This is a genomic window from Thalassolituus alkanivorans, assembly GCF_020447205.1.
In the GTDB taxonomy this organism is placed as follows: domain Bacteria; phylum Pseudomonadota; class Gammaproteobacteria; order Pseudomonadales; family Oceanobacteraceae; genus Venatoribacter; species Venatoribacter alkanivorans.
In genome coordinates this window covers 1-23,820 of record NZ_JAJAEL010000012.1, presented here as the reverse complement: position 1 = coordinate 23,820, position 23,820 = coordinate 1, and the positions used below count along the sequence as shown (strand labels likewise).

Here is a 23,820-nt window from a genome sequence, read left to right as displayed (position 1 = left end):
AATCCCAGTTTTTTCATCTTGAGTCCGTCCTTAATGTACTTTGATTTTATCCGGAGTCCGATTACTGCTGATCAGCTCCATTTATGAGTTAGCATTCCCTGTAGAGCAAAGCCTGTACCAACTTATAACCAATTGTTTTTTAAGAGTTTTCAGCCAGCAAGGTGCCATATACAGGAATAAACCCGCATTACTGAAAATTCACGCACCGTTATTGCTCAGCTGCTTTTAAATATTCACCGCATTGGTGCAGGCCAGATAAATCATTAATCTGCTCTGATATTAATGTTGTAGCGGCTCTTCGCTGCCTGAATGCGGTGCAGGGTAATATGGCGCACGGTATTTTTACTGACATCGATATGCTGGCTGAGAAAACCGGCCGCTTCTTCTGCGTTGCCATTCAGCATTAAATTCAGAATATGAGAGTGCTCATCATAGGTCGCTTTAATACGCCCCTGCTGAGTGAAATCCAGCCGGCGGATAATGCGCAGACGTTCACACACCATACGGTGAATCGCCGCCATTTCCTGATTGCCGCTGAGCTCCAGCAGAGCAAAATGAAAGTCTTCATCCATCTCTGCCAGCAGCGAACTGTCGTTCAGCCGCTGGCCTTCATGGCAGCACCAAAGCGTCAGCAAACCGGCCAGCTGCTCTTTAAGACCGGCGCGCCCACATAGACGTTTTACCGCAGCCACTTCGAGCAGGGTGCGAACGTCGTATAAGTCTTCAAAATAACGGAAATCAAAGGGCCGGACCTGCCAGCCACTGCGGAAATGCACCTGCACAAAACCATCGCGCTCCAGCCGGTACAGTGCTTCACGTACCGGAGTACGACTGGCCTGCATACGCCTGGCAATTTCGTTCTCACTGAAGCGATCACCGGGCAGCAACTGGAAATCGAAGATATCGTTTTTCAGTTGCTGATAAATCCGTTCGGCCAGATTCAGCGGGCGCTTTTTTTCTTCAGTATCCGTTGGATACATGCTTAATTTCCACTCTGGGATTGCAGATGAGCGATATACGCACGCCAGCCACCGAACCCGCTGATATGGGTTGCGCTGGCCACCGCTTCCGGTTCACAGATAAAGCCTTTTACCAGGCGGCCATCGGCTAACTCCAGCGTGCCGATTCCCAAGGGCTGTGGAATTTCCGCAACAAAACTGCCGAAAGCGGCAACGTCCATTCGCCACAATTCGACAATGATTTCATGCCCTGTTTCAGAGCCACTATTCAGTAATGCATCATTAATGCGCACCAGGCCTGGCTTTGGCGGCACTGTATTGGCCAGGGCATAAAGCTGGTATTTTTTTGCACTCAGCGTTTGCTCCAGCAATAATGCATCACGGCTGGTCAGCTGATGATTCAGCGGCATACCGGTTAAATGGGCGCCGACCACCGCCACCACCACCGATTCGTCATCGCGTGCGCCAAGTAATACCGGCGCCTGTGGTAAACGCAGCGCCGCCTGCCAGTGCGCAGCAAAAGTCAGTAATGCATTTTCACTGAAGGCTGGTGCAATAACCGTGATACCGAAAGGCAGCCCATCGCTGCGTAAATTGGCCGGTAAAGCGATGGCACATAAATCGGCCAGATTAACAAAATTGGTATAAGTACCCAGTTGGCTGTTGACCTTAACCGGCTCGGCTTCGACCTCTGCAAGAGTTGGAAAGCAGGGTGCGGTAGGAACAAGCAGTGCATCGAAGCTCTGAAATAACTGCTGAATTTCCCGCAGCAGTTCCATACGCCGGTACTCGGCATTAAAGGCCTGAACCGCTGTTCCGCTGTTACCACCGGCAATAATACTTTTCACCACCGGATTAATGCCGGGTAAATCCTGCCGGATAAATTCACCCACAGCGGCATAACGCTCAGCCACCCAGGGGCCCTGATAGAGCAGCGCAGCCAGTTCAAATAACGGCGAAAAATCGGTGGTGATTAATTCAAAGCCAAGACTTTCAGCTTTTGCCAAAGCCGCTGTGAATGCAGCCTGCTGTACGTCATCACCAAACCATGGCATATCGGCTGGTACCGCCAGCCGGCGGATGGTTTTTAATGGCGGATTGCCCACTGGGCGGGAATACGCATCCTGCGCATCAAATTGCGCGGCCAATGCAAAAATGCGCTCGGCATCGAGGGTGTTTAACGCAAAAACAGAAACACAATCCAGGCTGCGGCATGCCGGTACGACCCCCTGAGTACTGAGCGCCCCCTTACTGGCTTTCAACCCGACGATATGATTAAAGCCTGCCGGAATACGACCAGAGCCCGCCGTGTCGGTACCCAATGAAAAAGGCACATAACCGCGCGCAACCGCAACCGCAGAACCTGAGCTGGAACCACCACTGATATAGTCTTCATTAAATGGATTAGCCACCGCGCCATAGGGCGAACGGCTGCCCACCAGCCCGGTGGCAAACTGATCGAGATTGGTTTTGCCCAATACAATGGCACCGGCATTACGCAGCAAACGCACCACCGTGGCATCCGCCGGTGGCTCATAAGCAAACTCCGGACAGGCTGCGGTTGTCGCAAAACCGGCAACGTCGATATTGTCTTTTACCGCAAAAGGAACGCCGTATAACGACAGCGCCTGCATATCGCCATCGGCGGCATCCAGTAATTGCTGCAACTGAATTAACTGCGCTCCCAGTTGCTGCTCGCTGGCCAGTTCAATCCAGACGCTGCCTTCTTTCAGCACGCCGTTGCAGCTTTCCTGCTGATGCACTTCTGCCCGTAATGCATTCAGCAATTCGCTGGCATTAGCGCCGTTACGATAGGCCTGATTCCAGTCACCAAGACTCCAGCCCAGTAATGATTTTCCCGATTTTTCTGATGTGATGTCGCTCATAGCACTGCCAGTGTGTTCAACCTTGTATACAAGCTACAGAGCGACAGTCGTGCCAGTTTTTACTATGTCGGCGTAATGTGAGTCAAAACCACGGTATTGGCGGGCTTCCTGTAATCAGTCGCTGAAAAAATCAGAAATAACTCAGAAAATATGCGCGCGGTTTAAGCGCAAAAAAGAAAATATCGTGCATCAGAACGGGGCATATTATTAAGCCCCGTACATTCTGGTGCAGAAAATCAGGCGGGAAATATCTGCTGCAGGTGATTGCGGATATGCAGTTCATGCGCAGCAGCATAGGCTGTTTTATCCAGTTCACCATACGCAAAATGGGGCGCCAGCTCTGCGCTGTAAGCCATAAAATCCTGCAGAGCCACCAGCAACATCTGCAATGCCAGCTCCTGTTCCAGCGCCGGATCGGCTGCCACCATCCCCGGCAGACCTTCGGTCAGATTGTGACGCATGGAACCCGCGGCACGGAATACCGCCAGCGCCGCACTGCCGGCGGTGTGTTTAAACAGGGAAGAATAATGCTGAGGATAGCCATCCATTGAACCGCGGATACTTTGTGCGCAGTGCTGAAAAACCTCACTCACCGACCAGGCCGTACCACTGCGTAAACGCTGACCATTAAGTGCCTGCAATTCCTGCAGTAACCCTGACAGATCATATTCCTTACTCCGGGCAACAGCACTAACGCCTGCGGCACCACCTGCCAGAACCAGAGGAACAGCAACTGCTGTTTTAAGCAAAGTACGTCGTTTCACACAGACTCCCACTGATTATTGAAAGGCTTTGAGTCTGTCACAATTCCGATGAATGCGGTAACTCCTGATGGCTGTTATGAGCATTCAGCCATTCTATTAATTCATGCTCGGGAAGTGCCTGCGACCAGAAATAGCCCTGAGCTTCATCACACCCCAGTTGTTTTAACAGGTTCAGCGTTGCTTCGTCTTCCACCCCTTCGGCAACCGACTGTAACCCCAGACTGGCGGCCATCTGGATAATGGCACGCACCAGAGGCTCATCCCGTTGTGAGACACTCAGAGCTGTAATAAAGGATTTATCAATTTTCAGCCGCGAGGCATTAAAGCGGCGCAGGTAACCCAGGTTGGAGTAACCGGTGCCAAAATCATCGATGGCAAAAGACACTCCCATACTATGAATCGTACTTAGCTGACGGCTGATATCATCGCCTTCACCGATTAACATCGATTCAGTTAACTCCAGCTCCAGCGCCGACGATGGCAAGCCGGACTGCTGCAATACTTGCTGTACATTGCGCTCCAGTGAGCCATCACGGAACTGCACATAAGATAAATTAACCGCAACCCCTACCCCGTAATGTCCCTCCCGGCGCCAGCGCGTACAGGCCGCGCAGGCTTCCTGTAATACCCAGTGGCCGATATCCGCAATAACACCACTGCTCTCGGCCAGCGGAATAAATTCATCCGGTGTAATGTAAGAACCATCCGCCTGTGGCCAGCGGATCAACGCCTCAACACCACAGACCCGGCCATTGCTGATATCAATTTTGGGCTGATAAAACAGGCGGAATTGTTTGTCTTTTAATGCCTGACGGATTTGCGTCATCAGATTGAATTTATCGATATTGGCGCGGCCCATATCATCATTGTATATGCGGAAAACATTGCGCCCTTCATGCTTGGCCTGATACATCGCCAGATCCGCATACTTACACAGGGTATTGAATTCCGTACCGTGCTCTGGAGCCAGAGCAACCCCTACCGATCCGGAGATTTCGATCTGGGTCTGCATAATAAAAAAGGGAGTGGTTGCTGCTGCAGTCATACTTTGCGCCAGCCGGGTCAGCTGATCCTCATCACCATCCAGTGCCGCCATCAGCAGAAATTCATCACCGCCAAAACGGCACAGCACATCATCGGGACGACTGAGTGCCTGCAAACGTCCGGCGAGCTGCTGCAGCAGTAAATCGCCGGCGGCATGCCCAAGTGAATCATTCACCGGTTTAAAACTATCCAGATCCAGAAAAAGCACCGCCAGTGGATGCTCGTCACGCAAACATTGCTGATATAACCGGGTATAAGATTCTTCAGCAAAGCGGCGGTTAGATAAACCGGTCAGCTGATCCTGGCTGGCCAGCCGGGCAATGGTCTTCTGGCTGTTCCGTACCCGCTGATTTTCCTCCCTGAGTCCATCCATCAGCCGGCGCTGATCACGTAATAACAGGTAAGCGCTGAAACCAGTAATAAGCAGGATCACATCGGTAAAAATCAGATGTTTGAATTCGACTTCCGGCAGAAAAGGATGAAAGTAACCAGTAATCGTCAGCCCGGCCATCAGCGAGCAATAGCTGACAATAAAAAACAACAACCCCGAAAACAGCCGCACATTGCCCAGAATGGCGGCAAAGATCAGTACGCCGGGATAACCCAGCACCGCCATATCGCGCACGCCTCCGGAGTGCCAGGCCAGCACCGACAGCATAGCCGTCAGTGCCCAAAGAAGAATATTGGCGGCAATACCAGGCTGCTGCTGATGAGCAAACCAACCGGCCAACACCAACACGGCACAGCCAGCCAGTACTGTCAGCTGCGTATGCCCTGTAGCCACAAATGCCGCCAGCAGCAGACCCATCAGCGTCAGACTGGTGATCTGCAACAAACGCTTTGAGCGCAGAACACTGGCATCATGGCCCAGCAGCGGGACCTTGTTCTGATCCGGAGAAATAGCGGCATCCCCATAATGTTGTCTGTCTATCACTTTAGCCGCTGGCATGGGTTACGCTGTTTCCGTCTGCCGGAAATTTGTAACCAGTTATATCCTTAACCGCACGATGTGGCCGTAAACGCCTATTCTTTATGCATTAATGAATCAGGATATAACATGAATCTTCGCCCCCGGTTTTTGCTGCTGACCACCGTTCTGATCGCGCTGAGCGGTGCAGGCCTGTGGCTGCTCACCCAGCAGATTGCTTTGGGGATTATGCAGGAATGGGCGCTGCGTCACTTTGAAACCCAGGTAAAACTGGAGAAAACCCGCACCCTGCAGCCAATCATCCGCGAAGTTACCCTTGCCCGGCAGTTGGCCGATTCCCAGATATTACGTGCCTGGGCCCGCCAGCCTGACGACCCGCAATTAAAGGCACAGGCACTGGCCGAGATGGAGACCTTCCGCCATAACTTTGCCGACCAGAGCTATTTTGTCGCCCTGCGCGAATCCGGCGATTATTACCATAACAATGCCGCCAACGAGTTTGCCGGGGCCGAATACCGCTACACCCTGCGCGCCGATAATCCCAACGACCGCTGGTTTTACAGCATCATCGGGCAAAACCGCGATATTCACCTGAATGTGAATCCGGATATTCCGCTGGGCGTCACCAAGCTGTGGATCGATGTATTGCTGCGCGATGGTGAACACGTGCTGGGCGTGGTCGGCACTGGGCTCGATCTCACCACTTTTATCGAGCAGGTTGTGAGCCAGACCGAGCCCGGTATCAGTAATCTGTTTTTTGACCATGAAGGCGCGATACAGGTATCCCGTGACCCCAGCCAGATTGATTTTGCCAGCATCACCAAGCAGGCAAGCGACAAGAAAACCATCCAGCAGCTGCTGAGTGATCCGCGGGAACGCGCGCAGCTGCAGGCATTACTGCCGCAGGTTATGCACAACCCCGGGCAGGTCGGCAGCATGTATCTCACCATAGAGCAGCAGCGTTATCTGGCCGGAGTGATCTACCTGCCCGAGATCGACTGGTATGAAATTACCCTGCTCGATCTCAATACCCTGCTGCCACTCAGCACCTTTAACAGCATATTTATTGCCGCCGGCCTGAGCCTGCTGCTGGCGCTGCTGCTGTTTCATATTGCTCTTAACCGTTACGTCCTCAAGCCACTTTCCCTGCTCGAAGATGCCATCGGCCAGCTGCGCTCCGGGCAGCACACCGTGCCGCTGCTGCCACGCCACCGCGCCGGTGAAGTCGGCCGGCTGCTGCGTCATTTTCAGGAAATGGCAGCCAGTACTCTGCTGGCGCGCAGTGAACTGGAGCAGAAAGTACGGGAAAGAACCGAAGCGCTGGAGCGCCTGACCCAGACCGATACCCTTACCGGCCTGCTTAACCGTCGTGGCATGACCCAGCAACTCAGCCTTGAATACCAGCGCCTGCAACGGGAAGGAGAACCCTTTGGCCTGATCTGGCTGGATCTCGATCATTTCAAAAGCATTAATGATCGTTACGGTCATGCCTGTGGTGACCAGGCGCTGATGACCACCGCCAGTATCATTACCGATCTGCTGCGCCCTTATGACCATGCCGCGCGCTGGGGGGGCGATGAATTCCTGATCCTGATCCGCACCGATGACCAGCAACTGCTTGATCAGCTGGGAGAGCGGCTGTGCCAGGCTGTTGCTGCACAGCAGGAGGTACTCGACGACCAGCAGCAGCCCATCGCCCTTACCCTCAGCGCCGGCAGTTATCTGGCACGCAATCACAACAGCCTGGAAAGCATCCTTTCAGCTGCCGATCAGGCGCTGTATCAGGCCAAACAGAATGGCCGTAACCATCATCGCAGCGCGACATAACAGGGCATTCCGCCTGGCTAATACATAAGCACCATAAATACCAAGCAATTCAGATTATTCAGTTCATACATATCAAAAGCCTCCGTAGACTGGCTGTATTAACCATCCACTCTACGGAGCATTCCTATGGATTTTGAACATTCAGCCAAAGCACAGGACTACATCAAACGCGTTAAAGCTTTCATAAAAAATGAAATCGAACCGGTTGAAGAAGACTACCTGCGCGAGCTGCACAGCCTGGATAACAAGTGGGTGGTACTGCCCATCATCGAAGAACTGAAAGCCAAAGCTAAAGCAGCCGGCCTGTGGAATATGTTCCTGCCGGACGAACACTATGGTGCCGGTCTGAGCACTCAGGAATACGCCGCTGTGGCCGAGCTGACCGGCCGTTCTTTTATCGCTCCGGAAATTTTTAACTGCAACGCGCCCGACACCGGCAATATGGAAGTGCTGGAAAAATACGGCAGCCCGGAACAGCAGGAACAATGGCTGAAGCCGCTGCTGGCCGGTGAAATCCGCTCCGCATTCTGTATGACAGAGCCCGGGGTCGCCTCCTCTGATGCCACCAATATGGAAGCCACGGCCACCGTGGAAGGTGACGAAGTTGTGCTCAACGGCCGCAAATGGTGGAGCACCGGTATTGGCCACCCGAACTGTAAAGTCGGTATTTTTATGGGCCTGACCAACCCCGATGCACCGCGCCATCAGCAACACTCCATGGTGCTGTTTCCGTTCGATGCGCCGGGCGTAAAAATCGAGCGTATGCTGCCGGTATTCGGTTTCTACGATGAGCCCTACGGCCACGGCGAAGTCAGCTTCGATAACGTGCGCGTACCACTGAGCAATATGATCGCCGGCCCCGGCCGTGGTTTCGAAATTGCTCAGGGCCGCCTTGGACCTGGCCGTATCCACCACTGCATGCGTCTGATCGGCATGGCGGAAAAAGCGCTGGAACTGATGTGTATCCGCGCCGCCAGCCGTACCGCTTTCCACAAGCCGCTGATGAACCTGGGTGGTAACCGCGACATTATCGCCAACGCCCGTATGAACATTGAGCAGGCCCGTCTGCTGGTCATGAAAGCCGCCTGGATGATCGACAAAGTCGGTGCCATGGGGGCGATGAGTGAAATCTCCCAGATCAAAGTGATCGCTCCGAATATGGCGCAGCAGATCATCGATGCGGCCATGCAGATGCATGGTGGTGGTGGTCTGTCTGAAGATCTGCCGCTGGCTGGCCTGTATACCGCCGCCCGCGCCCTGCGTCTGGCCGATGGTCCGGACGAAGTGCACCGCGGTCTGATCGCCAAGATCGAAATGATGAAATACAAAAAATATATGAAAGAAGCCTGAGGCGTTGCCGGAGTGCCGGTAAGCAGCCGGCACTCCCAGACTTATGTCACAAACGCCCCTTAACAGGCCATTAAGCACACAACACAATCAGAATCATTCCAGCGGCGTCTTCAGCCGCTGTTGCATTTGAGGATACGGGATGAAAAAGGTACTGATCACCGGCGCCGCCAGCGGACTGGGCCGGGCACTGGCTCTGCGGTTTGCTAAAACAGGCGCAGACATCTGCATCGCAGATATCAATATGGGCGGTGCAGCCGAAACCCTGAACATGGTCGAACAGGCCGGCGGTAAAGGCTGGATCTACGAACTGAACGTCACCGTCCCGGAACAGTGGGCCCTGCTCGAACAGGAAGTGAAAAAACGCTGGGGCGGAATCGACGTTGTGATTAACAACGCCGGGGTAGCGACCGGTGACCGTATCGAAGCCGGTGAATGGGCCTGGTGGGATTGGGTGATCGACATCAACCTGAAAGGCGTCGCCCTTGGCTGCCGTACCTTCACGCCGATGATGAAAGAACAGGGCAGCGGTTATTTTATTAACGTTGCCTCACTGGCCGGCCTGATGAAAGCGCCGTCGATGGCCTCTTACAACGCCACCAAAGCGGCCGTGGTTGCCATCTCCGAAACCATGCATTTCGAGCTTAAGCCATACGGCATCGGTACCACCGCCCTGTGTCCGGGCTTCTTCCGCACCAATCTCAATCACGGCATGAAAACCTCTGACCCGGATATGCTGAAGTTTGTCGATAAAGTGTTCGCCGCTTCCGCACTGGATGCCGAAGACATTGCCGACGCGGCTTACCAGGCGATGGTGAAAAAGCAGATGATCTGCAATCCGCATCCGGTTGGCCGTCGCGCCTATTTCATCAAGCAATACCTGCCATTCCTCTACCGTCGCGAGATGGACAAAATGGCGCTGGGCCTGAAGAAGCGCGAAGATCAGCGCAAAGCCTTTAAAGAGGGAAAGGACGCCTGATATGAGTGAACAGTTTATCGATGAAGCCAGGGCACTGCGTGACAGCGATGCCTTTGATATTCAGGCCGTGCACAACTGGCTGAAAGCGCAGGGCCATGACTATGGTGACGAACTACCTGCCGTTAAGCAGTTTTCCGGTGGCGCATCGAACCTGACCTACCACCTCAAATACGCCGATCAGTACAGCAATAACGATCTGATTCTGCGTCGCCCACCGGCTGGCCACAAAGCCGCCGGGGCGCACGATATGAAACGCGAATACAGCGTGATGGATCGCCTTAAACCTGTGTACCCCTTCGTGCCGAAAATGATCGCCTTCTGCGAAGACGACAGCGTACTGGACAGTGATTTCTACGTAATGGAACGCATGCGCGGCATTATTCCGCGCGGCAATCTGCCACGCGGCATGAGCCTCAGCAAAGAACAGGCGCGCGCACTCTGTATTTCGGTATTCGACAAACTGATCGATCTGCACCAGGTCGATTATCAGGCCAATGGCCTGGACGATCTGGGCAAAGGCGCAGGCTATGTGCAGCGCCAGGTTGAAGGCTGGAGCAGCCGTTTTGTTAAATCCAAAACCTGGAATGTCCCCAGCTTTAACAAAACCATGCAATGGCTGAAGGCCAATATGCCGGCGGATGTAAAAACCTGCATTATTCATAACGATTACCGTATGGATAACGTCGTGCTTAATCCGGATAACCCCGGCGAAATTATCGGCGTGCTGGACTGGGAAATGGCCACCCTCGGTGATCCGTTAATGGATCTCGGCGGCGCTCTGGCGTATTGGGTTCAGGCCGACGACGACTTTTTAATGCGTGCGATCCGCCGTCAGCCAAGCCATTTACCCGGCATGCTGACACGGCAGGAAATTGTCGATTATTACTGCGAAAAAATGGGACTGGATGCGAAGCTCTGGCCATTTTACGAAGTGTTCGGATTATTCCGTCTTGCCGTCATCGTGCAGCAGATTTATTACCGCTATCACCATAAGCAAACCGATAACCCGGCCTTTAAAAATTTCTGGTTATTTGTCCATTACCTGAACTGGCGCTGTAACCGCATTATGAAAAAAGCCCGTAAGGCTGGTTTTAAATAATGGCCGGTATTTATCTGGTACGTCACGGTCAGGCCGGCTTCGGTAAGCTGAATTACGATCAGCTGTCCGATACCGGTCACCTGCAGGGCGAATTAGTCGGTAAATCGCTGGCGCTGCGCGGTATTGAGGCCGGCATGGTTGTGCATGGCGCGATGCAGCGCCATCGCGAAACCATGCAGGGTGCGCAGAAGCACTGGCATACCTTTGGCCCGGTCAGCGAGATGGCCGGATTCAATGAATTTGACTCCGACGATGTGATCGCCTGTGCTTACCCGCAATTTAAAAATAAAGCGGTGCTGGGCGCCTGGATTCTGGCTCAGCCCAACAAACGTAAAGCCTTTCAGGAATTATTTGCCAACGCGGTTGAGCGCTGGACCAGCGGCAATCACGACAGCGATTATCTGGAGTCCTGGGCGGCATTTACCGGACGGGTAACAGCCGCCTTAGAGGAATTACTGATCAGGGCTGAGGGCAAGCATGTGGTGGTATTTACCTCCGGCGGCCCTATTACCGCCATTGCCCAGCAGTGCCTCGGTTTAACCCACGATAAAGCTTTTGATATGAACTGGACGCTGCTGAATGGTGGCATTACCCAATTGCTGTATAACAGTAAGGGTAAAGTCAGCCTGGCATCGTTTAACGAACAACAACATCTGGCTCAGGCCGGAAAACATTTTCTGACGTATCGCTGAGAAGCATAAAAAGGGAGTCCATAATGAACCCACAAGAACTGTTTAACCTGTCTGGCCGTGTTGCTCTGGTTACCGGCGCCAGCCGTGGTATCGGCGAAAGCATTGCCAAACTGCTGGCCGCAAGCGGCGCACACGTTATTGTTTCCAGCCGTAAAATCGACGGTTGCCAGCGTGTTGCTGACGAAATTAAAGAAGCCGGCGGCAGCGCTGAAGCACTGGCTTGCCATATCGGTGAAATGGATCAGATTGAAGCCTGCTTCAAAGCTATTGAAGAAAAACACGGCAAGCTGAATATTCTGATTAATAACGCGGCCGCCAACCCATACTTCGGCCACGTGCTGGATACCGGTCTGGACGCGTTCCAGAAAACCGTTGATGTGAATATCCGTGGTTACTTCTTTATGTCGTCGATGGGCGCAAAATTAATGAAGAAAAACGGCGGTGGCTCCATCGTTAACGTTGCTTCTGTTAACGGCGTGATTCCGGGTGATATGCAGGGTATTTACTCCATCACCAAAGCATCCGTTATTGCCATGACCAAAACCTTCGCCAAAGAATGTGCGCAACTGGGCATCCGTGTAAATGCCCTGCTGCCAGGTCTGACCGATACCAAATTCGCCAGCACCCTGACCAGCAACGACGCCATCCTGAAAATGGCGATGATGCATATTCCGATGAAGCGTGTTGCGATGCCGGAAGAGATGGCAGGTACTGTGCTGTATCTGGCCTCTGATGCTTCCAGCTACACCACCGGTGCTGCCATTAACGTCGATGGCGGTTATCTGCTGGTGTAACCACCGTAGGAGCGGGCCATGCCCGCGAATAATCGCCCCGCCAGGTAGCCCCTGAGCGGGGCGTTTTTGTTTCGGTTGCCAGACCGGTTATCTGCCGTTAGGCTTCGCCGATTAATAAAACGCTCAGGAGCAGTACCCGCATGGATGTAAGGCCCATCGACCACGAAAAAACAGAAGCTTTTATTAGCCGCTGGAAGGAAGGCGGTGGCACAGAGCGGGCAAACTACCAGCTGTTTTTACTGGAACTGTGTGAGCTGCTGGAGTTGCCCAAAGCCGACCCCGCCGGCGACGATACGCGCGATAACGCTTATGTATTTGAACGGCGCGTCATTATCCGCAAAGCCGACGGCACCGACAGCAACGGTTTTATCGACCTGTACAAGCGTGGCTGCTTTGTACTGGAAGCCAAACAAAGCGGGCTGAATCTGGAATCGAGCGGCTGGGACAAAGCCATGCTGCGCGCCCACAATCAGGCCGACCAATACGCCCGCGCCCTGCCCGCCGACGAAGGCCGCCCACCGTTTATTATTGTCACCGACGTTGGCCGCAGCATTGAGATGTACTCCGAGTTCAGCCGCTCGGGCGCCACCTACACGCCTTACCCCGACGCCCGCAGCCACCGCATAGGCCTTACCGATTTACACAAACCCGAAATACAACAACGCCTGCGCACCGTCTGGTTAAACCCGCTCAGCCTCGACCCCAGCCGCCATTCGGCCAAAGTTACCCGCGACATTGCCGACCAACTGGCTAAGCTGGCTAAATCATTAGAAGCCGATGGCAACGGGCCGCAAATGGTCGCAGATTTTTTAATGCGCGCCCTGTTTACCATGTTCTCGGAAGACGTGGGCCTGCTGCCCGAGCGCAGCTTTACCGAATTACTCACACGCCTGCAGAATAAGCCCGATATTTTTGCCCCCATGCTCGAGCAGCTGTGGCAAACCATGAACAGCGGCGGCTTCTCACCCATTCTGGAAAGCACCGTACTGAAATTTAACGGCGGCCTGTTTGCCAGCGCCCACGCCATTCCATTAAACCGCGACCAGATGGAACTGTTATTAAACGCCGCCAAAGCCGACTGGCGTTATGTAGAACCGGCCATTTTCGGCACCCTGCTGGAGCGCGCGTTAAACCCACGCGAGCGCCACAAATTAGGCGCGCACTATACGCCTCGCGCCTATGTCGAACGGCTGGTACTGCCCACCATTATTGAGCCCTTACGCGACGAATGGCAGGAAACCCAGACCGCCGCCTTAACCTACGAACAGCAAGGCAAACACAAAGAAGCCGTCGCCGAAGTGCGCGCCTTTCATAAACACCTGTGCGATATCCGCGTGCTCGACCCGGCCTGTGGCAGCGGCAACTTTTTGTACGTCACGCTGGAGCATATGAAACGTCTCGAAGGTGAAGTGCTCAACCTGCTGCACGATTTAGGTGAGTCACAAGGCCTGCTGGAACTGGAAGGTGTAACGGTCGACCCGCACCAGTTTTTAGGCCTGGAAATTAACCCGCGCGCCTCCCGCATTGCCGAAATGGTGCTGTGGATTGGTTACCTGCAATGGCACTTCCGCACCCATGGCAAGGTAAACCCGCCCGAACCCGTGCTGCGCGACTTCCACAATATCGAAAACCGCGATGCGTTAATTACTTACGAAAAGCAGGAAGTGATTACCAACGACGCCGGCATTCCGCAAACCCGCTGGGATGGTATTACCTACAAACCCAGCCCCATTACCGGCGAACCCATTCCGGACGAACGCGCACAGGTGGAGCAATACCGCTATATCAACCCGCGCAAGGCCGAGTGGCCCAAAGCCGATTATATTGTCGGCAACCCGCCGTTTATTGGAAACAAACGCATGCGCACTGCCTTGGGTGATGGGTATGTTGATGCCGTACGTAACACCTGGAATGAAGTGCCCGAATCAATCGATTTTGTTATGTATTGGTGGAATATCGCAGCACAAAAAGTTAGAAATGAAGAAGTTCGAAAGTTTGGCTTTATCACTACAAACAGTATCAAACAAAGTTTCAATAGAAGACTTCTTGAAACCTACATTACAGATAAAAACCATCCAATATCACTCGTCTTCACTATACCAGATCACCCTTGGGTGGATTCTGGAGACGGGGCCGCAGTTAGAATATCCATTAACGTAGCCACACTAGGAAACCATTCAGGGAACTACTTGTCTGTTCGAAGTGAGTCATCTACGGGTTCGGACGAATATCGTGTTGAATTTGATTCCAAAATGGGAAAAATTAATCCTGATTTAAGTCTCGGAGTGAACATATCCTCTACGACTCGACTCATATCAAATCGAGGACTATCAGGGCAAGGAATAAAATTGGTTGGTGATGGATTCTATATTACGAAGGGAGAAAGTATCAGTGAGCAAAACCCTGTTACGAAAATGCCAATCAAAAGAGTCATTATGGGGCCTAAGGATATACTTAACGGAACCAAAGGTCGTATAGCTATCGATTTTTTTGGACTCAGTGAACAGGAAGCTAAAAGTATATCTCCTATTGCTTATCAAAAAGTTTTAACTGAAGTTAAACCTCTGAGAGATAAAAATCCTCGCAAATCAATCCGAGAGCAATGGTGGAAGTTTGCTTGGGATCGTCCAGTCATTCGAAATGGACTCAAAGGCCTATCCCGTTATATAGCAACACTAGAAACATCCAAACATCGTGTATTTACCTTTATATCTGCTGATTGTCTCTGGGATGGATCGCTCTTTGGAATTGCTTCGGAAGACGCTCTATTGCTTGGTATCTTATCTAGCAGAGCACATACATTATGGGCGCTAAGCGCAGGAGCTGATTTGGGGCCAACCCCTCGATATAACAACACTCTTTGCTTCGAGCCATATCCTCTGCCAGAGCTTACGCCTCACCAAAAAGATGAGATACGAATGCTCTCAGAACGGCTAGACGCCCACCGCAAACAACAGCAGGCGCAATTTCCGGAATTAACCTTAACCGGCATGTACAACGTGCTGGAAAAAATCCGCGCGGGCGACGTGCTCAGCGATAAAGAAAAAGTGATTCACCAACAAGGCCTGGTATCGGTACTGCGCGAAATTCACGATGAACTCGACCGCGCGGTATTCGCCGCCTATGGCTGGGATGATTTAGCCGATCAGCTAGTTGGCCTGCCCGGTGCCACCACGCCGCTGCCGGATAAATCAGACGCACAGGCCGCCGCCGAAGAAGAGTTATTGCAGCGTTTAGTGGCACTGAATGCCCAGCGCGCCGCCGAAGAAGCCAACGGCCATATCCGCTGGCTGCGCCCGGAATATCAGAACCCAAATCAGGATCAGCAAACCAGCTGCGCAGCACCGCAGCAAACCGAAGCCGATCTGGCGATGGACGACAGCGAGACTCCGGCCGAAAAACCCAAAGCCGCAAAGAAAGCTGCATGGCCCAAAAATATGCGCGAGCAGGTAGCGGCCGTGCGTGCGGCTCTGGCGATTGGCGACCTGTCTGCTGCCGCCATCACCCAGCAATTTAAAGGCAAACCAGGGAAACAGGTAGAGTCAGTATTGGGAGCACTGCTGGAACTTGGCATAGTGTCGGAGCACGACGGCATGTACAGCCTGAAAGGCTGACCGAAACACAGGGCAAACAACACAAGGATGTGAACATGACCAGAGAGAAGAAACCGTTACCGCCGCCCCGATCATTCCGCCAGCGGATAGTCAGCGCCGCCGCATCAGCATTGTTTGTTTTGCTGCTGGCAGGCCTGCTGATCACGCTGGACGTGAAAATCGGCATTACCTACCTGTTCATCTCGGCGCTGCTGTGGGTACTTATTCTCGCTCTTGGCCTGCCACTGCTGCTGTTGTTCTTTCCGGCGCTGGGTTATCCGCTTTTGTTGTTGCTGATGTTGCCTGAGCAAATTTTTAATGCTTTGCGGCAACGGAGCAGACGACAGAAATGATCAGAAGACGATCAGTAACCGGGTACGCATTCCAACGCAGGAGCGTTGGAACGAGGTGTTAGGAGCGTGGGCACGAGGTGATAAAATACGGCGATAACGGCGCCCTGTTACAGAACGCCGTCATTTTTCATATCAGATAACGCCCTGCGCCAGCATGGCATCGGCCACTTTCACAAAACCGGCGATGTTCGCACCATCGACATAGCTTACGCTACCGTCATCACGGCAGCCGTATTTCAGACAGGCGCGGTGAATACCCTGCATAATTTCCAGCAAGCGGGCATCCACTTCCTCGCTGGTCCAGCACAGGCGCATGGCGTTTTGGCTCATTTCCAGACCTGAGGTTGCCACACCACCGGCGTTACTCGCCTTACCCGGCGCAAAGAGCACGGAATTCTGTTCAAACACACTGATGGCTTCGGCGGTACAGGGCATGTTGGCGCCTTCGGCAATGCACTGCACGCCGTTTTTAACCAGTGCCTGCGCATCGTCTTCATTCAGTTCATTCTGGGTTGCGCATGGCAGCGCCACATCCACCGGAATATGCCATGGCGTACGGCCGGCCATATAAGGCAGACCCGCGGCTTTGGCATAGTCTTCCACCCGGCCATAGCGCTCATTTTTAATGCTCATCAGCAGTGCCAGTTTTTCTGCGTCAAAGCCTTCTTCGTCGTAGACCGTACCGCTGCTGTCGGATACACAGACAACGATCGCGCCCAGCTGCATGGCTTTTTCAACGGCGTACTGCGCAACATTGCCGGAACCGGAAATACCAACACGCATTCCTTCCAGTGAACGTCCGGCATGCAGCAGCATTTCCTGAGCAAAATAAACGGTGCCATAACCTGTTGCCTGCGGACGGATTAAGGAGCCGCCAAAACTCAGGCCTTTGCCGGTAAATACACAGTCGGAACGGTTAGTCAGCTTACGCAGCATACCAGCCATGTAGCCGATCTCACGCGCACCAACACCAATATCCCCGGCCGGCACATCGGTATCAGAACCGATATGGCGGTATAGTTCGCTGATAAAGGCCTGACAGAAACGCATGATCTCGCCCTGGCTTTTACCCTTTGGATTAAAGTCAGAGCCGCCTTTACCGGCGCCCATTGGCAGGGTTGTGAGGGCATTTTTGAACATCTGCTCAAAGGCCAGGAATTTCAGCACCGACTGGTTCACCGACGAATGAAAACGCAAACCACCTTTATAAGGCCCGATGGCAGCACTGTGCTGCACGCGATAGCCACGGTTAACCTGCACATCGCCATTGTCGTCCACCCAGGACACACGGAACTGGATAATGCGCTCAGCCTCAATCAGCCGCTCCAGCAGCCCCTGTTCAGCGTAATGCGGATGGCTGGTAATAAAAGGCCACAGACTCTCCATCACCTCAGCTACGGCCTGCAGATATTCAGGCTGACCAGGGTTTCGCTGAGCAACAAAATGGAGAAATTCTTTTACTGACTCATAACGCATAACAGGCCTCACATCGCGCATTGAATGGCACACCATCAACGCGTATGACGCCCTGCTATGGTGCAAAGACACTATTTTTGCCAAACATGGCTTAAAAAGCATCCGCTTTCTTAATATTTTTAACATTAATGTGCTTACAACCCGTCCAGCCCTGAGCCCCCTTGTGCCGGCTGTGGCAATATTGCCCCTGTGCAACCTGCTTAGTGGCCAACATAATCAAATAAAAAAGGACATTCCGATGCTGAAAAAACTGCTGTTGATTACAGGACTGGCACTTGCCGGCGCTGTTTTCTGGCCTTCACCCATAGACTCTGTTGCGGTTAACGCATCCCGTCCGCTGGATTTTGCCGGCATACTCGCGCCTAACGATATGCTGCAAAGCACGCAGATAACCAAACTTCCGGCTGGCAAAGCTGGCGGCGAAGATATTGCCAAAGATAAACTCGGCTGCTTATACACAGGCACACTCGACGGCAGCATTCTGCGCAAATGCCCGTACAACAACTGGGAAACGCTGACCAATACCGGCGGCCGGCCACTGGGGCTGCATTTTGACAGCGAGCAGAACCTGATTATCGCCGACGCAGAAAAAGGCCTGCTGAGCATGAGCCCGACCGCCAAAATCAGCGTGCTGGCCGACCGCTATAACAATGAAAAACTGGGCGTTGTCGATGATGTGGATATCGGCGCCGACGGCACCATTTATTTCTCCGATGCCAGTAACCGTTATGCACTGAAAGATATCGTGCTCGATATTCTTGATGGCCGCCCGTCCGGACGCTTATTTGCTCTTAATCCGGAGAATAACCAGCTGACCTTACTGGCTGATGGTTTTGCCTTTGCCAATGGCGTGGCGGTATCGGCCGATCAGAGTTATGTGCTGATTAACGAAACCTTTACCTATCAGATCAGCAAGGTCTGGTTGAGCGGAGAAAAAGCCGGACAGAAAGAAATCCTGCTGGATAAATTGCCCGGCCTGCCGGATGGTATTGCCCGCGCCGCCGATGGCACTTACTGGGTTGCGATGTACGGCCTGCGGCCGAAACTGGTGGATAAATTCCACGCTAACCCATGGGTAAAAAATCAGCTGGCTAAATTGCCAAAATCATTAGCACCGGTACCCAAGCCTTATGGTCTGATTCTGCAGATTAATGCCCAAGGTGAAATATTGCAGAGTCTGCACGACCAGGCAGCGGTTGCTATTGGAGAAGTGACCTCAGTTCAGCCGGAAGAGGATGGGCTGTATCTGGGTACATTGCATATGGACCGGATTGGTAAGTGGGCTTTCTGAAGATTGCTGTATCTGGTGGGGAAATACCCACCAGATATACCAGCCAGTTCCGCAGGGTGGTCACCACCCAAAAAATCAGTGTGCCTGCTCCCAGTTATCACCAATTCCGGCTTCTACCACTAACGGCACTTTTAATTCTGCTGCCTGTTCCATTTGCTGTTTAAGTTCTGCCGCAAAGGCTTTCGCCTGATCTTCCTTCACCTCCAGAATCAGTTCATCGTGCACCTGCATCAGCATACGTGCATCAAAACCGCTGTCAGGTAACCAGCCGGCAACGCGAATCATGGCGCGTTTGATAATGTCGGCGGCGGAACCCTGCATCGGCGCGTTAATCGCGGTACGCTCGGCATGCTGGCGACGTGGTGCATTTTTCGCGCGGATTTCCGGCAGGTATAAACGGCGACCAAAAATGGTTTCAACAAAGCCCTGTTCTTTCGCATGTTCGCGGGTGTTATCCATATAGTCGCGCACGCCCGGATAACGCTGGAAATACAGGTTCACGTAATCCTGTGCTTCGCCACGGCCAACGCCAATCTGTTTCGCCAGACCAAAAGCCGACATGCCGTAAATCAAACCAAAGTTAATGGCTTTGGCGGCACGGCGCTGGTTATCGCTGACGTTTTCTTCCGTTTCACCAAACACTTCCGCTGCGGTTGCACGGTGAATATCGCGGCCATCGGCAAAGGCCTTCAGCAGACTCGGATCATCAGAAAGATGCGCCATAATGCGCAGTTCAATCTGACTGTAATCCGCCGCGACCAGTTTATAACCGGCTGGCGCAATAAAAGCCTGACGGATTTTCCGGCCTTCTTCCGAGCGGATCGGAATATTCTGCAGGTTAGGGTCTGTAGAGGATAAACGTCCGGTCGCTGCCACCGCCTGATGGTAAGAGGTATGTACGCGGCCGGATTCCGGCGCAATCATTAATGGCAGCTTATCGGTATAAGTGCTTTTTAATTTCGCCAGACCACGATGTTCCATCAGTAGTTTTGGCAGCTCGTAACCGTCGTCGGCCAGTTCCTGCAGCACTTCTTCGGCGGTGGAGGGCGCACCTTTGGGCGTTTTCTTTTTCACCGGCAGCTGTTGTTTCTCAAACAGGATTTCGCCCAGCTGTTTTGGCGAGCTTAAATTAAATACCTGACCGGCGGCGTTATGGGCTTCCTGCTCCAGCTGTTGCAGGCGCTGCTCTATCTGCTGGCTCTGTTCGTGCAGTAAATCGGCATCAATTAATGCGCCGGTTTCTTCCATAGCACACAGTACCGGCATAACCGGCATTTCAATGTCTTCAAAGACTTTTTGCAGGCTTGGTACGGCCTGTAATTCCGGCCATAAGCGCTGGTGCAGACGCAGGGTAATATCGGCGTCTTCGGCGGCATAAGGCCCGGCCTTATCGGTATGAATCTGATTAAAGGTCAGCTGCTTGGTGCCCTTACCAGCAATCTCTTCAAAGCTGATATTTTTATGGCCAAGATATTTCAGCGCCAGGCTGTCCATATCGTGACGGGTAGCAACCGAATCGAGAATATAGGATTCCAGCATGGTATCGAACTGCACACCGCGCAGCTGAATACCGTGGTTCGCCAGTACGTGCATATCGTATTTCATATGCTGGCCGACTTTTTTGTGCGTCTCGCTTTCCAGAATTGGCTGCAGCTGCGCTAAAACTTCTTCGCGATTAAGCTGGGTTTTACCTTCCGGAATACATTCCGCGTCATGTGCCAGCGGCACATAGGCGGCCTTGCCGGCTTCCACCGCAAAGGAGACACCGACAATGCGGGCTTCTTTATAATTAAGCGAGGTGGTTTCAGTATCGAAGGCAAAGAGCTCTGCTTTTTTAAGCTTCTCCAGCCAGGCATCCAGTTCTGTCTGGGTAAAAATAATATCGTACTGAGTTTCACCACTGAATGCTGCGGCCATGGCCTGTTCGGCGGCCTGCTGCTGACCGGAAACAGAACCGGCCGAGGCGGTTAATTCAAACGCCGGAACAGCATCGGCCGAATGACTCAGTTCGGCAATCCAGGCTTTAAATTCCATCTCGCGGAATAAATCCAGCAGCTGAGCATTATCGGCCTCGCTGCTTTTAATTTCAGGCAGGCTGAATTCCAGATCGACATCACATTTAATGGTGGCCAGCACTTTCGATAACAGCGCCTGCTCTTTATGTTCTTCCAGACGGGCGGCCATGGTTTTTGCACCGCGGAATTCCAGCGTAGCGACTTTATCGAGGTTGTCGTAAATCGTTTCCAGACTGCCTAAACCAGCGACTAATCCGACAGCCGTTTTTTCACCGACTTTAGGCACGCCGGGAATGTTATCAACCTTGTCGCCCATTAAGGCGAGGTAGTCGATGATATGCTCGGGCGGTACGCCGAATTTTTCTTTAACGCCATCCACATCGAGGAAGGTATCGGTCATGGTATTAATCAATGACACATGGCTGTTGACCAGCTGCGCCATATCTTTATCGCCGGTGGAAATCACCACATCCTGATTGTGCTCAATGGCCTGGGATGCCAGCGTACCGATCACGTCATCCGCTTCTACTCCTTCGATAATCAGCAGCGGTAAACCCATCGCGCGGATAATGTTATGAATAGGCTCAATCTGTTCACGCAGCTCATCCGGCATCGGCGGACGATGGGCTTTGTAGTCAGCATAAATATCGTTGCGGAAGGTTTTGCCTTTGGCATCAAACACCACCACCAACTGTGAGCCAGTGTAGTCTTTCTGCAGACGTTTGATCATGCTGATCACGCCCTTGATGGCATTGGTGTGCAGACCTTTGGAATTGGTCAGCAGCGGAATCGCATGGAAGGCGCGGAACAGATAGGACGAACCATCGACGAGAATCACTGGCTTAGACATGATATTGGTCAAATCCTTGGCTGGGGTTTCGGTGGCGGGCGGCGTACAATGCCACCAGAAGATTCATTATTGAGGCGCAGTTTACCATGAAGATTCAGCAACTTCTGGCGACAATCCTGTTTGTTCCGGCTCTGCTGGCCAGCGGCAGCGCCCTTGCGGCCGAGCCTGTCGGCGAGACCGTCACCATCCGCAACGATGGCGATAATACCTATTACGAATTCCGCATTAACGGCGAAATCAGCGAGATCAAAGTTGTGCCTAAAGTCGGCCCGGCCTACTACCTGATTCCTTCCGAGCAGGAAACCAACGAGTTTGTACGCAAAGATAACCCGCAGATGCGCGTACCGAAATGGGTTATCTTCCGCTGGTAATAAGCCCATATTTTAAGCCTGTCGGGCGATTACCCCTGACGGGCATGAATGCCAGTATGGCCCCGCCTGTGGCGCCAGCGGCAATCAGGCCCGCAACACGACCAAAATCAACCAGCCTGCTGACCTCCGGATACTTCCCATGTCTGTTTATACCTCGCTGAGCCAGAGCGACACCGAAGCCTTTCTTGCCCGATTTGAATTGGGTACGTTAGTTTCATATAAAGGCATCGCCGCCGGTATCGAGAACACCAACTACTTCGTTACCTGCCAGCAGCAAGGCCGACAGAGTGAGTATGTGCTCACCCTGTTTGAGCACCATAACAGCAGTGAGGTGCGTGAGTTTGTGCGTCTGGCGCATCATCTGGGGCAACAGGGGCTGCAGGTTCCGGCACCACTGGCCGCACGTGATGGCGAATGGCTGCACAGCCTGAAAGACAAACCGGCGATTATCTGTCCGCGCCTGCCCGGCGAACATATCCATGATCCGCAACCGCAACACTGCGCAGCCATTGGCCGCGCACTGGCGGAACTGCATCTGGCCGCCCTGCCGCTGCATAACCGCCGCAGTGACAGCCGTGGTTTTGACTGGTGGCTTGCGATCAGCCCGGAGCTGAGCAGCGATTTAACCCGCGAAGAACAGAGGCTGCTTGAAGACGAACTGCGCTTTCAGACACAACAGCGCAGCCAGTGGCTGAGTCTGCCGCAGGGCTGGATTCATGGCGACCTGTTTCACGATAACGCCCTCTTCACCGCTGATGGCCAGGTTGGCGCCATTCTTGATTTATACAACGCCTGCGATGGCGCGCTGCTCTACGATCTGGCGATTATCGCCAACGACTGGTGCTGCGATATTAACGGCGACTGGAAAGCCGGTTGTACGGAAGCCTTATTAAACGGCTACGAAAGCGTACGGCCATTAAACGATGCAGAAAAAAACAACTGGAATTTAGTGTTAAGAGGCGCAGCCCTGCGCTTCTGGCTGAGCCGCTTATTAACCCGCCGCATTCAGCAGCAACAGGCGGGGGAAATGGCGCTGCAGAAAGATCCGGCGGAGTTCAGAAACAAACTGCTAAGACGTCACTGCTAGTTACTTGGCATATTGGATATCATTACCGCCAGCCCGAAACCGAATGGTAGCTGAGCCAACCAAAAATCATTCGGTTCATTATCTCCCGGTATGCGTGACAATATGACCCAGGGCGTGTTGAATTCGATCAAATAAGCTAAAGCATCAGTAGTGTGCTGGCGCTCGTAATCATCGTAAGGGGACCCATTAAATACGCCGTCGCCATCATAATCGCGCAACGTCACCTCGCTAAGAACTGCACCATCAGCAGCGAACTCCCGTAATACTTTATCAACAGAATCCGGAGTGCCATCTGCGTCATAATCATTTATGGTCTCAACCGATACCGGATGACCAGCAGCATCGTAACTATGATGACGAGTAATGACGAGGGTGTTCAAAATTCTGTGTCAGCGAATTACAGATCAATATGAGCGTCTAACCGCCCGGCAAAATGAATCGACAGCTGAGACAGTGTCAGATTCC

18 protein-coding genes are annotated in these 23,820 nt (G+C 52.9%); 11 read left to right on the top strand and 7 right to left on the bottom strand.

What is annotated here, in order from left to right:
- Positions 1-263 precede the first annotated feature (263 nt).
- The 4 genes from LGT44_RS07915 to LGT44_RS07900 form a co-directional block, all read right to left on the bottom strand.
- Complete coding sequence (locus tag LGT44_RS07915; RefSeq protein WP_225691394.1) at positions 264-980, bottom strand: GntR family transcriptional regulator; 717 nt, start codon at positions 978-980, stop codon at positions 264-266.
- Positions 981-982: 2 nt separating this feature from the next.
- Positions 983-2,845, bottom strand: coding sequence for an allophanate hydrolase (gene atzF, locus LGT44_RS07910; RefSeq protein ID WP_230331348.1), 1,863 nt, complete (start codon positions 2,843-2,845; stop codon positions 983-985).
- A gap of 236 nt (positions 2,846-3,081) precedes the next feature.
- Complete coding sequence (locus tag LGT44_RS07905) at positions 3,082-3,609, bottom strand: DUF1569 domain-containing protein (RefSeq protein ID WP_230331347.1); 528 nt, start codon at positions 3,607-3,609, stop codon at positions 3,082-3,084.
- Between the two features lie 37 nt (positions 3,610-3,646).
- Entirely contained in the window at positions 3,647-5,602 is a 1,956-nt protein-coding gene (locus tag LGT44_RS07900) for a putative bifunctional diguanylate cyclase/phosphodiesterase (RefSeq protein WP_230331346.1), read from the bottom strand.
- A gap of 108 nt (positions 5,603-5,710) precedes the next feature.
- Here LGT44_RS07900 and LGT44_RS07895 point away from each other — a divergent pair, with 108 nt between their 5' ends.
- From LGT44_RS07895 to LGT44_RS07860, 8 genes are all read left to right on the top strand, one after another.
- A complete protein-coding gene (locus tag LGT44_RS07895) occupies positions 5,711-7,408 on the top strand; it encodes a GGDEF domain-containing protein (RefSeq protein WP_230331345.1) in 1,698 nt (565 codons plus the stop codon).
- Between the two features lie 126 nt (positions 7,409-7,534).
- Entirely contained in the window at positions 7,535-8,758 is a 1,224-nt protein-coding gene (locus tag LGT44_RS07890; protein WP_145467075.1) for an acyl-CoA dehydrogenase family protein, read from the top strand.
- Between the two features lie 139 nt (positions 8,759-8,897).
- Entirely contained in the window at positions 8,898-9,734 is an 837-nt protein-coding gene (locus LGT44_RS07885; RefSeq protein WP_145467077.1) for an SDR family oxidoreductase, read from the top strand.
- Position 9,735: 1 nt separating this feature from the next.
- A complete protein-coding gene (locus LGT44_RS07880; RefSeq protein ID WP_230331344.1) occupies positions 9,736-10,833 on the top strand; it encodes a phosphotransferase family protein in 1,098 nt (365 codons plus the stop codon).
- Positions 10,833-11,525 carry a histidine phosphatase family protein gene (locus tag LGT44_RS07875; RefSeq protein WP_230331343.1) on the top strand — a complete coding sequence of 231 codons (693 nt, stop codon included), beginning with the start codon at positions 10,833-10,835 and terminating at the stop codon, positions 11,523-11,525. The genes LGT44_RS07880 and LGT44_RS07875 overlap by 1 nt, the downstream gene beginning before the upstream one ends.
- A gap of 23 nt (positions 11,526-11,548) precedes the next feature.
- Positions 11,549-12,319 (top strand): SDR family oxidoreductase, encoded by a 771-nt coding sequence (locus tag LGT44_RS07870; RefSeq protein WP_230331342.1) that lies wholly within the window; start codon positions 11,549-11,551, stop codon positions 12,317-12,319.
- A 140-nt stretch (positions 12,320-12,459) separates the two neighbouring features.
- Positions 12,460-15,933: a class I SAM-dependent DNA methyltransferase gene (locus LGT44_RS07865; RefSeq protein WP_230331341.1), complete on the top strand. Its 3,474-nt coding sequence runs from the start codon at positions 12,460-12,462 to the stop codon at positions 15,931-15,933.
- A gap of 119 nt (positions 15,934-16,052) precedes the next feature.
- On the top strand, positions 16,053-16,265 hold the full coding sequence (locus tag LGT44_RS07860) for a hypothetical protein (protein WP_230331340.1): 213 nt from the start codon (positions 16,053-16,055) through the stop codon (positions 16,263-16,265).
- Positions 16,266-16,397: 132 nt separating this feature from the next.
- On the opposite strand, the gene gdhA is transcribed toward LGT44_RS07860, so the two are convergent.
- Positions 16,398-17,741, bottom strand: coding sequence for an NADP-specific glutamate dehydrogenase (gdhA, locus tag LGT44_RS07855; protein ID WP_230331339.1), 1,344 nt, complete (start codon positions 17,739-17,741; stop codon positions 16,398-16,400).
- A 238-nt stretch (positions 17,742-17,979) separates the two neighbouring features.
- Between gdhA and LGT44_RS07850 the strand changes: the two genes are divergently transcribed.
- Positions 17,980-19,032, top strand: coding sequence for an SMP-30/gluconolactonase/LRE family protein (locus LGT44_RS07850; protein WP_230331338.1), 1,053 nt, complete (start codon positions 17,980-17,982; stop codon positions 19,030-19,032).
- A 75-nt stretch (positions 19,033-19,107) separates the two neighbouring features.
- On the opposite strand, the gene polA is transcribed toward LGT44_RS07850, so the two are convergent.
- The gene (gene polA, locus LGT44_RS07845; RefSeq protein ID WP_230331337.1) at positions 19,108-21,897 is read right to left on the bottom strand and encodes a DNA polymerase I; all 2,790 of its coding nucleotides are present in this window, start codon (positions 21,895-21,897) and stop codon (positions 19,108-19,110) included.
- Positions 21,898-21,983: 86 nt separating this feature from the next.
- Here polA and LGT44_RS07840 point away from each other — a divergent pair, with 86 nt between their 5' ends.
- Positions 21,984-22,268, top strand: a complete 285-nt coding sequence (locus LGT44_RS07840; RefSeq protein WP_145467093.1) for a DUF2782 domain-containing protein — start codon at positions 21,984-21,986, stop codon at positions 22,266-22,268.
- A 139-nt stretch (positions 22,269-22,407) separates the two neighbouring features.
- On the top strand, positions 22,408-23,355 hold the full coding sequence (locus LGT44_RS07835) for a homoserine kinase (RefSeq protein WP_230331336.1): 948 nt from the start codon (positions 22,408-22,410) through the stop codon (positions 23,353-23,355).
- Here LGT44_RS07835 and LGT44_RS07830 read toward each other — a convergent pair.
- Positions 23,352-23,735, bottom strand: a complete 384-nt coding sequence (locus LGT44_RS07830; protein WP_230331335.1) for a hypothetical protein — start codon at positions 23,733-23,735, stop codon at positions 23,352-23,354. The two genes, LGT44_RS07835 and LGT44_RS07830, sit on opposite strands and share 4 nt — an antisense overlap.
- Positions 23,736-23,820 lie beyond the last annotated feature (85 nt).

Bases quoted from the DNA above. Each gene is read 5' to 3' on its own strand.
- polA (WP_230331337.1), bottom strand. From the start codon at position 21,897: ATGTCTAAGCCAGTGATTCTCGTCGATGGTTCGTCCTATCTGTTCCGC.
- gdhA (WP_230331339.1), bottom strand. From the start codon at position 17,741: ATGCGTTATGAGTCAGTAAAAGAATTTCTCCATTTTGTTGCTCAGCGA.
- LGT44_RS07875 (WP_230331343.1), top strand. From the start codon at position 10,833: ATGGCCGGTATTTATCTGGTACGTCACGGTCAGGCCGGCTTCGGTAAG.
- LGT44_RS07895 (WP_230331345.1), top strand. From the start codon at position 5,711: ATGAATCTTCGCCCCCGGTTTTTGCTGCTGACCACCGTTCTGATCGCG.
- LGT44_RS07890 (WP_145467075.1), top strand. From the start codon at position 7,535: ATGGATTTTGAACATTCAGCCAAAGCACAGGACTACATCAAACGCGTT.
- LGT44_RS07840 (WP_145467093.1), top strand. From the start codon at position 21,984: ATGAAGATTCAGCAACTTCTGGCGACAATCCTGTTTGTTCCGGCTCTG.
- LGT44_RS07850 (WP_230331338.1), top strand. From the start codon at position 17,980: ATGCTGAAAAAACTGCTGTTGATTACAGGACTGGCACTTGCCGGCGCT.
- LGT44_RS07880 (WP_230331344.1), top strand. From the start codon at position 9,736: ATGAGTGAACAGTTTATCGATGAAGCCAGGGCACTGCGTGACAGCGAT.
- LGT44_RS07885 (WP_145467077.1), top strand. From the start codon at position 8,898: ATGAAAAAGGTACTGATCACCGGCGCCGCCAGCGGACTGGGCCGGGCA.
- LGT44_RS07835 (WP_230331336.1), top strand. From the start codon at position 22,408: ATGTCTGTTTATACCTCGCTGAGCCAGAGCGACACCGAAGCCTTTCTT.
- atzF (WP_230331348.1), bottom strand. From the start codon at position 2,845: ATGAGCGACATCACATCAGAAAAATCGGGAAAATCATTACTGGGCTGG.
- LGT44_RS07865 (WP_230331341.1), top strand. From the start codon at position 12,460: ATGGATGTAAGGCCCATCGACCACGAAAAAACAGAAGCTTTTATTAGC.
- LGT44_RS07870 (WP_230331342.1), top strand. From the start codon at position 11,549: ATGAACCCACAAGAACTGTTTAACCTGTCTGGCCGTGTTGCTCTGGTT.
- LGT44_RS07915 (WP_225691394.1), bottom strand. From the start codon at position 980: ATGTATCCAACGGATACTGAAGAAAAAAAGCGCCCGCTGAATCTGGCC.
- LGT44_RS07900 (WP_230331346.1), bottom strand. From the start codon at position 5,602: ATGCCAGCGGCTAAAGTGATAGACAGACAACATTATGGGGATGCCGCT.